At 62.6% G+C, this 235-nt stretch carries 1 protein-coding gene; it reads right to left on the reverse strand.

Annotation, left to right across the window (positions count from 1 at the left end; translation table 11 throughout):
• Nucleotides 1–235, reverse strand: a 235-nt coding sequence (locus AF337_RS16045; RefSeq protein ID WP_244471269.1) for an FGGY family carbohydrate kinase, incomplete at both ends; no start/stop codon positions are given.

Here is a 235-nt window from a genome sequence, read left to right on the forward strand (position 1 = left end):
CCTTCGGCAAGGCCGGTCAGCTGCGCGGCTTTACGGGTCACGCGTCCGACGATCTGGTCGGAGCGCGAGGCTGGTGGCAGGGCGTCGACGAGATCCTGCAATCCAAACAGCCGCAGGGCGTCCTCACTGTAGTTCTGCGTCTTGACATTGGTGAAGGAGGTGCTCGCTTCGGTGCGGTCCGTACCGATGGTCCCGGTCAGGCAGAACCGCAGCCAGTCCTTGCAGCTGATAAAAT

Source organism: Rhizobium ecuadorense, assembly GCF_001187535.1.
GTDB lineage: Bacteria > Pseudomonadota > Alphaproteobacteria > Rhizobiales > Rhizobiaceae > Rhizobium > Rhizobium ecuadorense.